General features: G+C 71.7%; 8 protein-coding genes and 1 pseudogene. 3 read left to right on the forward strand and 6 right to left on the reverse strand.

Features of this window, described 5'->3' with window-relative positions:
• Window positions 1-231: 231 nt before the first annotated feature.
• Complete coding sequence (locus tag OIE47_RS06300) at window positions 232-630, forward strand: PH domain-containing protein (protein ID WP_326560549.1); 399 nt, start codon at window positions 232-234, stop codon at window positions 628-630.
• Here the strand turns inward: OIE47_RS06300 and OIE47_RS06305 are convergent.
• A complete protein-coding gene (locus OIE47_RS06305) occupies window positions 624-1,550 on the reverse strand; it encodes a 2-hydroxyacid dehydrogenase (RefSeq protein ID WP_326560550.1) in 927 nt (308 codons plus the stop codon). The genes OIE47_RS06300 and OIE47_RS06305 overlap by 7 nt on opposite strands.
• A 28-nt stretch (window positions 1,551-1,578) precedes the next feature.
• Entirely contained in the window at window positions 1,579-3,252 is a 1,674-nt protein-coding gene (locus tag OIE47_RS06310; RefSeq protein WP_326560551.1) for a hypothetical protein, read from the reverse strand.
• Between the two features lie 146 nt (window positions 3,253-3,398).
• Between OIE47_RS06310 and OIE47_RS06315 the strand changes: the two genes are divergently transcribed.
• A complete protein-coding gene (locus OIE47_RS06315; protein WP_326560552.1) occupies window positions 3,399-4,586 on the forward strand; it encodes a PQQ-dependent sugar dehydrogenase in 1,188 nt (395 codons plus the stop codon).
• A 156-nt stretch (window positions 4,587-4,742) separates the two neighbouring features.
• Window positions 4,743-6,341, forward strand: a pseudogene (locus OIE47_RS06320) (metallophosphoesterase family protein); the annotation flags it as partial.
• Between the two features lie 332 nt (window positions 6,342-6,673).
• Here the strand turns inward: OIE47_RS06320 and gatB are convergent.
• The 4 genes from gatB to OIE47_RS06340 form a co-directional block, all read right to left on the reverse strand.
• Window positions 6,674-8,167 (reverse strand): Asp-tRNA(Asn)/Glu-tRNA(Gln) amidotransferase subunit GatB, encoded by a 1,494-nt coding sequence (gene gatB / locus OIE47_RS06325; protein WP_326560553.1) that lies wholly within the window; start codon window positions 8,165-8,167, stop codon window positions 6,674-6,676.
• Window positions 8,168-8,217: 50 nt separating this feature from the next.
• Window positions 8,218-9,693, reverse strand: a complete 1,476-nt coding sequence (gene gatA / locus OIE47_RS06330) for an Asp-tRNA(Asn)/Glu-tRNA(Gln) amidotransferase subunit GatA (protein WP_326560554.1) — start codon at window positions 9,691-9,693, stop codon at window positions 8,218-8,220.
• Window positions 9,694-9,698: 5 nt separating this feature from the next.
• Window positions 9,699-9,998, reverse strand: a complete 300-nt coding sequence (gene gatC / locus OIE47_RS06335; RefSeq protein WP_326560555.1) for an Asp-tRNA(Asn)/Glu-tRNA(Gln) amidotransferase subunit GatC — start codon at window positions 9,996-9,998, stop codon at window positions 9,699-9,701.
• A gap of 69 nt (window positions 9,999-10,067) precedes the next feature.
• A complete protein-coding gene (locus tag OIE47_RS06340; protein WP_326560556.1) occupies window positions 10,068-12,455 on the reverse strand; it encodes a putative bifunctional diguanylate cyclase/phosphodiesterase in 2,388 nt (795 codons plus the stop codon).
• Window positions 12,456-12,533: the final 78 nt, after the last annotated feature.

Genomic DNA, 12,533 nt, shown 5'->3' on the forward strand with positions numbered 1-12,533 from the left:
GGTACGCCACGGGCGGTTTCGGCGGAGGGTTGCGGCGCACCTATCAACCGTCAACGAGGGATCCGGGGCGCGGTTACGCCCCGGTACGAAATATCCCGGTGACGCCGCTCACTTTTGGTAATCCCACGGCTACCCGTTTGGTCGCTTCGGTGCTTCCGGTCGGGTCAGATCGGCCCGGACGGGTCGACTCCCACCGGTGGCGGGGTCCGGACCGGGTGCGAAACTAGGGAGGTGACCAGCACCGATACCGTCCACTTCCGGTACAGCCAGGCGATCTGGGTGGCCGCCGTGATCGCGTTCATCAGCGCCCTGCCGCTGGCCAGCGCCGGTTGGTACTTCACCCCGGTACTGCTCATCCCGCTGCTGATCGGCATCTGGGCCTGGCGCGCCGGCACCGACGCGGACCGGGCCGGGATGAAGGTCCGGGCCCTGTTCGGGCAGCGGCTGATCCCCTGGCACGAGGTGGTCCAACTGGGCGTCGACGATCGGCGCCGGGTGATCGCGTTCCTCACCGGCGGTCAGGTCGTGTCGCTGCCCGCGGTGCCGGCCGACGGTCTGCACCGGCTGGTCGCCGCGAGCGGTCAGCACCTCCTGGGTACGGACGACCAGGCGCCCTCGACGGCTCAGTAGCCGTCGACCACCTCGTTCAGCAGCGGCTCCCCGGCCACGAGGCGGCGCAACTGGTCACCGGCGAGCCGGTAACCGCGCGGCAGCAGGCCGCGTACGGTGCCGCCGACGTGCGGGGTGAGCAGGACGTTCGGCAACTCCCAGAGCGGATGATCCGCCGGCAGCGGCTCCGGGTCGGTCACGTCGAGGGCCGCGCTCAGCCGACCGGTTTTCAACTCCGCCACCAGCGCGTCGGTGTCGGCAACCGGGCCACGGGCCGCGTTCACCAGCAGCGCACCGTCCGGCATCGCGGCCAGGAAACGCGCGTCGACCAGCCCACGGGTCGCCCCGGTCAGCGGCACCAGCAGCACCACGATGTCCGCCGCCGGCAGCAACGCCGGCAACTCCGCGACCCCGCGTACGCCCTCGGCGGGGCGGGCGGTCCGGGCGACCAGGGTCAGCTCCACCTCGAACGGCCGCAGGCGGGCGGTCAGGGCCGCCCCGATCGAACCGGCGCCGACGATCAGCACCCGCTTGCCGGCCAGCTCGTCGGTCGGCGTCGCCTGGGCGTACGACCACTCGTGGCGGGACTGGGCGCGGGCAAAGTACGGGAACATCCGCAGGTGGGCGAGGATCGCGGTGACCACCCACTCGGCGGTCGGCGAGTCGTGGACACCCCGCGCGTCGCAGAGGACCACCCCGTCGGGGAGCCGGTCGGCCCAGGCATCCGCGCCCGCGGTGAGCAACTGGACCACCCGCAGGTCGGGCAGGTCGGCCGCGAGGCGTACGACCTCGGAGCGCGCGAGGAACGGCGGCACCCAGAACTGCACCCCGGACGGGTCCGACGGCAACCGGTCCGGGTCCGGGGCGATCTCGACGCGTACGCCGTCGGGGAGCTCCCCGAGCATCGACCGGCCGTGCTCGTGCGGAATCCAAGCCTTCACAGCCGCCGACCCTAACCGCCGTACGCGCTCACCGCCTCGGCAGGTCCACCCGTGCCACGGGTCGGTAGATGTCGTACCCGGCGACGGTCGTGGTGTCCACCGGCACCCCGGTCCCGCCCAGGTACCCGGCCACGGCCGCGCTCAACGCCGTACCGGCCGGCAGCACGTACGCCGGACGTCCCGCCCGACCGACCGCGTCCCGGTACGGCAGGTAGCGGTCCCAACCGGCCCGGAGGTCGTCCCTGATCACCGCACAGACCAGCCGCTCACGGGTCTGGAAGGTGATGTTGTTGCAGGTCCAGTACTCGCCGTAGAACCGCGACACGCCGAGCCGGTCCAGTGCCGAGACCAGTTCCCGCCGCTGGTCGGCCACCCGACCCAACTCCGGCACCCGGCTCACCAACTGCCCGGTGGCCACCGCCAGGCTCGCCACCAACGCGGCCAACAGACCCCGCGCCGACCAGCGCAGCCATCCGGCCCGGCGTACCCGCTCGCCGGGCTCCGACCCGGACCGGCGCGACCGGGCCGACCCGGACCGATGCGACCACGGCGGCACGGTTGCCGCCGACCAGAGCGGCCAGAGCAGGGCCGGGAACGAGATCAGCAGGCAGGACAGGTAACGGGCACTCTCCACCCGCGTGTCGGCTGCGGCGCTGCTGGTCGCGTACGCGATCAGGCTCAGCGCGGCACCGACCACCAGGACCAGCCGACCGCCCTGGCGGATCCGCTCGACACCGGACCCGGCGCGCAGCGCCCGGACCGCCAGCACCCCGGCCACCACCAGCAGGATCGGACCGACCACACCCCACCAGAGCTGCCACGGCGCGCATCGGCCCGGTGCGCAGAACCCGGTGCCCATCGGCAGGCCGAAGAGGATCCCGCCGTGCAGCCGGTCCGGCCACGACGCGCCCGGATCACCGCCGAGGGTGGCGTAGCTGGCCAGTGAACGGTTCTCCGGTGCGGCGGTCAGGTTGTGCGCCACGATCGGCACCAGCCCGGCCAGCAGACCACCGCCGAGGGCCAGTCCCGCCCTGCCGCGCAGTTCTCGCCGGCCGACCACGAGCAGGAGCAGACCGGCCGCGCCGACGTACGGGAGCACCAGCCAGTCGTCCCAGAGGGTGAGCCCGGCGACCAGCCCGAACCCGGCGTACGCGAACAGCCGGCGCCGGCCCGTCCAACCGGCGAGGCCGAGGTTCACCGCGACCAGCACCAGGAGGACACCGGCGGGGTTCATCTCCGGGTAGCCCCCGGCGCTCACCAGTTGGTTCTTCAGCACCCGGTCGGAGCCGAGCGCCAGCAGCCCCACCGTGACGGTGGCCAACCACGGGGTGTAGAGCCGGCGGGTGAGTTGCCAGACCAGGGCCAGGAAGGCGGCGTAGAGGAGCAGGTTCGGCAGGCGCAGGGCGAGGGTGGACGGACCGAAAAGGGCGAACAGCGGCGCCGCGAGGTACGACTCCAGCGCACCCATGTAGTGCTGGCCGTAGAAGAACAGCGGGAACTCCCGGCCCTGTGCGACGTGCATCGCGACGAGCCCGCTCGTCGCCTCGTCACTGTTGGCCGGCGGCACCTCGTTCACCAACAGGACCAGCCGGTACGCGACCCCGAGCAGGCCGAACGCGACCGCCACCGGCAACGCGAGGCGCCGGGACCGGTCGTACGCCGCCTCGGATTCCGCCGGCTGCGCCACCGTTCCGACCACCACGGCCGGAGTCTTACACGTTTGCCGTGGTTTACCCGTTTGACGCCCCGGTCACCGGCGGGTCGCCCGACCAGCGATTCGTCGAAGGAGTGTGCCGATTGATCGAGCACGGCACGGGGTGCCCGTCCGCTCCGGCTAGGCTGGGCCGGGTGAACGTTCGCCCCCCGTACCCCCGCCGCACCCGGACCCGGGCGGCGGTCGCGTTCTGCGCGGCGGCCGTCCTCGCGACCAGCGGATGCGCCTTCGGCGACCCGGAGCCGGACCCCGCCGGCGAACCACCCACCTTCCCCACCCCGTCGGTCACCGCGACCGCCCGGCCCGGCGGCGTCGACCAGCAGGTCGCGGCGACGGTCCTGGCCACCGGCCTGCGGGTGCCGTGGGGCATCGCCTTCCTGCCCGACGGCGGCGCCCTGGTCACCGAGCGGGACACCGCCAAGATCCTCAAGGTCGGGCCGGAGTCCGACACCGACGGGCTCAAGGTCACCACCGTGCAGACCCTGCCCGAGGTGGACGCGGCCGGCGAGGGCGGGCTGATGGGGATCGCCGTCTCACCGGCCTACGACCAGGACAAGAGCGTCTTCGTCTACTACTCGACCGGCGAGGACAACCGGGTCGCCAGGTTAGTCCTCGGCGAGAAGCCGGCCCCGATCGTCACCGGCATCCCGCTCTCCGGCATCCACAACGGCGGGCGGCTCGCGTTCGGCCCGGACGGCTACCTCTACGCCACCACCGGCGACGCCTCCCAGCGCGGCCTGTCCCAGGACCCGAAGAGCCTCGGCGGCAAGATCCTGCGGATGACGCCGGACGGCAAACCCGCCCCCGGCAACCCGTTCCCCAACTCGCTGGTCTGGTCCCTGGGCCACCGCAACGTCCAGGGCATCGCCTGGGACGCGAACAAGCGGCTCTACGCCAGCGAGTTCGGCCAGAACACCTGGGACGAGATCAACCTCATCGAGCCCGGCAAGAACTACGGCTGGCCCGAGGTCGAGGGAGAGGGCGGGGCCGAAACCGACCCGAAGTTCAGCAAGCCGCTGGCGGTCTGGAAGACCGCCGACGCCTCCTGCTCCGGGGTCGCCGTGGTGGAGAACCTGCTCGCCGCCGCCTGCCTGCGCGGCGAACGGATCTGGTTGCTCGAACTGACCGCCGCCGGTGGTGTGCTCGGGCAGCCCCGATCCATCCTCACCGGCGAGTACGGCCGCCTGCGTACCGCCGTCCTGGCACCCGACGGCTCACTCTGGATCTCCACCTCCAACCACGACGGCCGAGGCGAACCCGCCGCGACCGACGACCGGATCATCCGGCTCGTCTTCTCCGGCGGCGGCGCCGGCCGGAGCTGACCGACCGACACCGCCGGAGCCGGCCGGAGCCGACCGACCGGCGGTGACGGAACCGCACACACCGCACGACCGAGACGGACGGGCACCACACGATGTATTCCAACCGGCCTGACCGGGTTTCCGGAGAACCCGTACCGGGCAGGGAATGATTTGCACATGGACAGGCAAGGGAACGACGACGAACAGCCCCCCGGCACCGGCCACACCCCGGCCACCCGCCGCCGGGCAGGCTCGACGCTGCGCCTGATCACCCGCCCGGTACGGGCGGTCCTGCGCCTCACCGGCCGGGCACTGACCTCGAAACCCGCCCGGCGTACGGGGATGGGCCTGAGCATCATCCTGGTGGCGCTCGCCGGAGTGGTCGGCGGAGTGCTGCTCGCCGGCCGGGTGAACGTCGACATCGGGCCGTTCCGGGCCGAGATGGCGATCACCCCCACGGTCAGCGGCGGCACCTCGGTCGACATCCCGCCCCTGGGCTCCCTCCAGATCGACAGCCACGCCGGCCCGGCCCACCTGTCGATCCAGCTCGGCTCCCTCGACCTGCGCCGCACCGAGGCGCTGATCGGCGACCCGGCCGGGATCGCCCGCGCCAGCCAGTCCGCCGTCTCCGACGTCACCAACGGCGTCATCCGGGTCGGGCTGCGTACCGTCTCGGTCGCCGTACTGGCCACGCTGGTCCTGGCCTTCCTGGTGTTCCGCAACACCCGACGGGTCGCCTGGGCCGGCGGGCTGGCGCTGCTGCTCAGCGGCGGGAGTCTCGGCGTCGCCGCGCTGACCATCCGACCGGAGTCGGTCGAGGAACCCCGCTACGAAGGTTTGCTGGTCAACGCGCCGGCCGTGGTCGGTGACGCCCGACGCATCGCCAACGACTACGGCAAGTACGCCGACCAGGTGCAACGACTCGTCGGCAACGTCAGCAAGCTCTACACCACCGTCTCCGCCCTCCCGGTCTTCGAACCGGCCCAGGGCACCACCCGGGTGCTGCACGTCTCCGACATCCACCTCAATCCGACCGGGTGGCAGGTGATACGGACCGTCGTGGAGCAGTTCGACATCGACGTGGTGATCGACACCGGGGACATCACCGACTGGGGCAGCGAGCCGGAGGCGTCCTTCCTCGGCTCCATCGGCGTCCTCCAGGTGCCGTACGTCTTCATCCGGGGCAACCACGACTCGGCCGCCACCGCCGCCGCCGTGGCCCGGCAACCGAACGCGATCGTCCTGGACAACACCGTCCGGACGGTCGCCGGGCTGACCATCGCCGGGATCGGCGACCCCCGTTTCACCCCGGACAAGGAGACCTCGCCGAACGGGTCCGGCGGCACGCCCCAGGTGATGGAACAGGTCACCGGCGCGGGCGAGAAACTGGCCGCGACCGTACGGGCGGCGCAGCCACCGGTCGACATCGCGCTCGTACACGACCCCGCGTCCGGCGTCGCGCTCAACGGAGCGTGCCCGCTGGTGCTGGCCGGTCACGTACACCACCGCGAGATCGACCCGCTGCCCCCGCTGCCCGGTCAACCGCCCACCCTGATGCTGGTGGAGGGGTCCACCGGTGGCGCGGGCCTGCGGGGCCTGGAGGGCGAGAAGCCGCTGCCCCTGGCCCTGTCGGTGCTCTACTTCGACCAGCAGAAGATGCTCCAGGCCTACGACGACATCCAGGTCGGCGGCACCGGCCAGGCCCAGGTCAGCCTCGAACGCCACCTGGTCGAGCCCCCGCAGCCCACCCCCACCACCAGCGCCACCCCCTCCCCCGGCGCCACCATCCCCGCCCCCTCCCTACCCGGCACCCCACCCCCGTCATCCCACCCACCCCCACCCCCACCCCCACCCGCTAACCAACCCCTTCCCCCCACCCCTCATCTCGTCGATCTAGGGCAAATGGTGGCGCACAGAGATCAACTCGCCACCATTTGCCCTAGATCGACGAACCAGGACCGGCCCGTGCACCCGCAGGGTAGGGGGCGGGGTGGGAGGTGCGGATGTAGAGAAGGAGTGGCTACCCCCTGGGGGGTAGCCACTCCTTCTCTACATCCGAGCGAACCCGATCGTTGCTGGCCCGCGAGGTGAGCGGGCGGCGGCCGGGGCTAGCTGAGGCGGGCCAGGATCAGGTCGCGGACGGTTTTGGCGTCGGCCTGGCCTCGGGTGGTCTTCATGACGGCGCCGACCAGGGCTCCGGCGGCGGCGACCTTGCCGTCACGGATCTTGGCGGCGATGTCCGGGTTCGCGGCGATCGCCTCGTCGACGGCGGCGGTCAGCGCACCGGTGTCGGAGACCACGCCGAGCCCACGGGCCGCCATGACCTCGCTCGGGCCGCCCTCGCCGGCCACCACGCCTTCGAGCACGGTACGGGCGAGCTTGTCGTTGAGCTTGCCCTCGTCCACGAGTCGCTGGAGTTCGGCCACCTGGGCCGGGGTCGCCCCGACCGCGGCGAGGTCGACGCCGGACTCGTTGGCCCGCCGGGACAGCTCACCGAGCCACCACTTGCGGGCGCCGGCCGGGGTGGTGCCGGCGGCGACGGTCTGCTCGATCAGCTCGACCGCACCCGCGTTCAGCACCGACTGCATGTCGAGGTCGGACAGCCCCCACTGCTCCTGCAACCGCTGCCGATGCACCCGGGGCAGCTCCGGCAGGGCGGCCTTCAGCTCGGCGACCCAGGCCCGGTCCGGTGCGATCGGCACCAGGTCCGGCTCGGGGAAATAGCGGTAGTCGGTGGCGGTTTCCTTGGACCGGCCGGGACGGGTGTCGCCGGTGTCCTCCTGGAAGTGCCGGGTCTCCTGGATGATCTTCGTACCGGCGTCGAGCAGGGCGGCCTGCCGCAGCATCTCCGACCGTACGGCCCGCTCGACCGAACGCAGCGAGTTGACGTTCTTCGTCTCGGTACGGGTACCCCACTCGTCACCGGGCAGGTTGAGGGAGGTGTTCACGTCGCAGCGCAGTGAACCCTCCTCCATCCGTACGTCGGAGACGCCGAGCGAGCGCAGCACGTCGCGCAGCTCGGTGACGTACGCGCGGGCGGTCTCGGGGGCGAGCGCACCGGTGCCGGGGATCGGCTTGGTGACGATCTCGACCAGCGGGATGCCGGCCCGGTTGTAGTCGACCAGGGACTCGGTGGCACCGTGGATCCGACCGGTGGCGCCGCCGACGTGCAGCGACTTACCGGTGTCCTCCTCCATGTGCACCCGCTCGATGCCGATCCGTACCGTCTTGCCCTGCACCTCGACGTCGAGGTAACCGTCGACGCAGAGCGGCTCGTCGTACTGGCTGATCTGGAAGTTCTTCGGCATGTCCGGGTAGAAGTAGTTCTTCCGGGCGAACCGACACCAGTCGGCGATGGTGCAGTTGAGCGCGAGACCGATCCGGATCGTCGCCTCGATCGCGGCCTTGTTGGCCACCGGCAGCGAACCGGGCAGGCCGAGGCAGACCGGGCAGGTACGGGTGTTCGGCTCGCCGCCGAAGTCGGTCGGGCAGCCACAGAACATCTTGGTGTTCGTGCCCAGCTCGACGTGGGTCTCCAGGCCGACCACCGGCTCGTACCGCTCGACGACGTCGTCGTACGAGGGCAGGACGATCGCGCTCATCAATACTCCAGCTCTCGAGCGTCATCCGGACAAAGCATGTTCAAGCGTAATCAGAGTGCCGGCGGGGTGAAGGTGCCGACCGCGGACTCCAGGGCGGCGGCGACCCGGTACATCCGGTCGTCGGCCATGGTCGGCGCCATGATCTGAAGACCCACCGGCAGCCCCTCGGACAGGCCGCAGGGGACCGAGATCGCCGGGCCGCCGTACAGGTTCGTCGGGATGGTGAACAGGTCGGCGAGGTACATCTGGTACGGGTCCCCGGTCCGCGACCCGAACGGGAACGCCACGAACGGGGTGGTCGGCGAGATCAGCACATCGACCTGCTCGAACGCGGCGTTGAAGTCCCGGGTGATCAGGGTACGGACCTTCTGCGCCTGCCCGTAGTACGCGTCGTAGTAGCCCGACGACAGCGCGTACGTGCCGAGGATGATCCGCCGCTTGACCTCGGGGCCGAAGCCCTGTTCGCGGGTGAGGGACATGACCTCTTCGAGCGACTTGACTCCGTCGTCGCCGACCCGGAGCCCGAACCGGACCCCGTCGAACCGGGCCAGGTTGGACGAGCACTCGCTCGGCGCGATCAGGTAGTACGCCGGGAGCGAGTACTCGAAGTGCGGGCAGGAGACCTCGACGACCTCGGCACCGAGCTTGGTCAGCGTGTCGACCGACTCGCGGAACGCGGCCAGGACACCCGGTTCGGCGCCCTCGCCGGAGAACTCGGTGACGATGCCGAGCCGTACGCCGGTCAGGTCACCGGTCGCGCCGAGCCGGGCGGCGGCGACCACGTCCGGGACCGGCTGCGGGATGGAGGTGGAGTCGCGCGGGTCGTGCCCACCGATGACCGCGTGCAGCAGGGCCGCGTCCTCGACCGTACGGGCGCACGGGCCGGGGGTGTCCAGCGACGACGAGAAGGCGATCAGCCCGTAGCGGGAGGTGCCGCCGTAGGTGGGCTTCGCGCCGACGGTGCCGGTGACCGCACCGGGCTGGCGGATCGAGCCGCCGGTGTCGGAGCCGATCGCCAGCGGCGCCTCGTACGCGGCCAGGGCGGCGGCGCTGCCACCACCGGAGCCGCCGGGGATCCGGCCCAGGTCCCACGGGTTGTTGGTGGGTCCGTAGGCGGAGTATTCGGTGGAGGAGCCCATCGCGAACTCGTCCATGTTGGTCTTGCCGATCGGCACCGTACCGGCGGCGCGCAGGCGCTGGACGATGGTCGAGTCGTACGGCGGGCGCCAGTTTTCGAGGATCTTGGACCCGGCGGTGGTCGGCACGCCCTTGGTGGTGAGCACGTCCTTGACCGCGACCGGCACCCCGGCGAGCGGGCCGAGGGGCTCACCGGCGGCCCGGCGGGCGTCGACGTCGCGGGCGGCGGCGAGCGCCCCCTCGGTGTCGACGTGCAGGAAGGCGTGCACCCGGCCGTCGACCTCGGCGATCCGGTCGAGGTGCGCCCGGGTCACCTCGACCGCGGACGCCTCGCCACCGGCGACAAGGGCCGCGACCTCCGTCGCGGTCATCCTGGTCACGTCACTCATGCCGGTCAGGCCTCCTCGTCCAGGATCCGCGGTACGCGGAAGCGTTGTTCATCGACATCCGGTGCACCGGACAGCGCCTCGGCCGGGGTCAGGCACGGCACCACGACGTCCTCGCGGAGCACGTTGGTCAGCGGCACGGAGTGCGAGGTGGGCGGGATGTCGGCCGCGGTCACCTCACCGACCCGGGCCACCGACTGGAGGATCACGTCGAGCTGGCCGGCGAAGGTCTGCAGCTCCTCCTCGGTGACGGCGAGCCGCGACAGCCGCGCCAGGTGCGCGACCTCCTCGCGGGAGATGGCGGCCATCGGTGCCCCCTTCGTGCGTGGACGTGCTTACCGGCGCAGCGTGACACGCGCGCCGTGACCCGAGCGAGTCTATTTGTCAGCCGGAGACGCGCTCTCCCCGACTCCCCCCGCCCCGGCAAGCTCGGCCGGCTCCCCGCTCGGCGGCTCCGGCAGGAACGACCCGTCGTCCTCGATCTGCACGGTCAGGTACGTTCCGTCGCCTCCGACCTGCTCCAGGACGTACGACTCGCCCTTGCCGACCGGTTCGGACCCCGCCTCGGCCGGGGCTTGCGCCGGGGCGGTCGGGGCTTGCGCCGGGGCGGACGTGTCGGTGTCGGCTGTCGGGTCCGGGTCGCGGGGGAGGGCCTCGACGGCGATCGGGGGCTTGGTCCGGTGCCGGCCGGGGGTCTCCTGAACCGGGCCGGGCACCAACGGACGGTAGCGGGCCAGCCAGGAGACCAGTTCGTCGGCCGGCATCGGCCGGGCGTAGAACCAGCCCTGGGCGACGTCGCAGCCGGCGGCGTGCAGCAGCCGCCAGGTCCGGGCGTCCTCCACGCCCTCGGCAACGACCCGCAGGCCGAGCGCGCCGGCCAGTTCGATCACCGACCGGACGATGGCGGCGTCGTCGGCGTCGGTCGCCATTCCGAGTACGAACGAACGGTCGACCTTCACCTCGGCCAGCGGCAGCCGGCGCAGGTGCTGCATGGAGGAGTAGCCGGTGCCGAAGTCGTCCAGGGCGATGGCCACGCCGATCTTGTCGAGCCGGGCGATGGTGGCCAGGACCCGGTGCGGGTCGGCCATCAGGGCGCCCTCGGTGATCTCCAACTGGATCCAGGACGGCGGTACGCCGTACCGGGTGAGCCGATCGGCGAGCTGGTCGGCGATCTCCCCGGTGTGCAGGTCACGGACGCTGACGTTGACCGCGGCCCGTACGGCGATCCCGGCGGCCGACCACTTCGCGAGCTGTTCCACCACGTCGTCGATGACTCGACGGGTCAACAGGCGCATCACCGCGCTCTGTTCGGCCACCCGGATCAGCTCCTCCGGGTCGACCTGGCCGCGTTTGGGGTGCCGCCACCGCAGCAGCGCCTCGACCCCGACGACCTCGCCGGTGGAGATCGCGATCTGCGGCTGGTAGTACATGGTGATCTCACCGGCGTCGGCTCCACCGGCCCGGTCGAGGACCCGGCGCAGGTCGGCCAGGAGGTTCAGCCGCTCCGGGGAGTTGTGGTCGGACTCGGGGGCGTAGACGGCGACGGTGTCACCCCGGTTCTTGGCGTCGTACATGGCCACCTCGGCGTGGCGCATCAGGGTCGCGAAGTCCTCGCCGTGTTCGGGGTAGACCGCGATGCCGATGGAGCCGCTGACGTCCAACGGCAGCCCGTCCAGGGCGACCGGTTCGACCAGCGCCTCGACCACCCGTTCCGCCAGGGCACGGGCCTCGTCCACCTCCACCAACCCGGTCGCCAGTACGGCGAACTCGTCCCCGCCGAGCCGGGCGACCAGGTCGGCGGGTCGGACCGTGACGGTGAGCCGTTCGCCGACCCGGACCAGCAGCCGGTCCCCGACCCCGTGCCCGAGGGCGTCGTTGACGTGCTTGAACCGGTCGAGGTCGAGCAGGAGCAGGGCCAGGTGCCGGCCGTCGGCTCCCTTGGCGGCCTGTTCGGCGTGGATGGCGATCTGGTCGGCGACCTCGGCGTACAGGGCCTTGCGGTTCGGCAGCGCGGTGAGGGGGTCGAGCCGGGCGAGTTGTTCCTGTTCGCCGGAGAGCCGGGCCATCCGGTAGACCGCGTAGAGCGGCACCAGGACCAGGGGGATCAGCGCGGGGCTGACCCGCGCGGCGGCCACCACCACCGGGCCGAGCAGCAGCAGGGACCCGGTGGAGAGCAGTTCGAAGCCGAGTCCGTGCCGGAACGCCGGCCACCACGGGGTGCCGAAGCGCAACCGTACGGCGAGGGTGACGGAGCCGTACTTGACGGCGAACCACGCGGCTGCGGCAACGGCGACGATCGCCACGTCGGCCCAGGTGGGGTGGGGGCGGGCACCGAAGGCGGCTTCGGGGCCGAGGCGGGCGACCGCGTGTGCGGCGGTGAGGGCGCAGGCGTACTGGGCGATGTTGAACACGATCCGCCACGGGGCGTGCCGCAGCCGGAACCCGGAGACCAGTACGGCGACCGCCTGCACGGCGATCGCCGGGGCGGGTCCCCAGCCGAGCAGGATGGCGAAGGTGAAGCAGATGCTGGGAAATACCGCCGAACTCTGCCGGCGGCCCGGCGGGGTGAATGGTCGCGCGTCGGATACGGCGGCGAGCGCGGCCATGACCCAGAATGCCGGCGGCAGTTGGGGAATCTGGTCGGGCAACGACATCAGCGGTACGGCGGAGAGCAGGGCCGCCAATACGACGACCGCCCAGACAAAGCCGAAGAATGCGGTTGCCCGTCCAGGAGGAACGGAGTTCCGCAACACTGCGGCCTCCATGCGACCTCCCGACCCGTGGTCCCGGGGCGCGGCCACCTGCCGCGCTGGTGCAACCATCAAACGCCCTCATCGGACGGA

Origin of the sequence: Micromonospora sp. NBC_01796, assembly GCF_035917455.1 — a bacterium.
Classification (GTDB): domain Bacteria; phylum Actinomycetota; class Actinomycetes; order Mycobacteriales; family Micromonosporaceae; genus Micromonospora_G.